Annotated in this window: 1 pseudogene; it reads left to right on the plus strand. The window is 54.5% G+C overall.

Annotated elements, in window-relative coordinates:
* Positions 1-53: 53 nt before the first annotated feature.
* Positions 54-211 (plus strand): annotated as a pseudogene (locus tag ACT3RU_RS18015) (IS256 family transposase); the annotation flags it as partial.

Raw genomic sequence — 211 nt, forward strand, 5'->3', positions numbered from 1 at the left:
GGTAGTGTTCAGAATTCTGTGTCACATCTACCCTAAGAGGAAAGAGGTGATGTATGACACAACCAACATTTGACATGGACGCGGCGCTGAAAGCCCTGCGAGAAGGGAAAGATCTCACCGGCAAGGAGGGCATTCTGACGCCGCTCATCAAACAGTTGACCGAGGCTGCCATGCAGGCGGAGCTCGACGCGCACCTCGACAATCAGGAGAC

It is taken from the genome of Halomonas sp. TP35, from assembly GCF_052375975.1.
GTDB lineage: Bacteria > Pseudomonadota > Gammaproteobacteria > Pseudomonadales > Halomonadaceae > Vreelandella > Vreelandella citrativorans.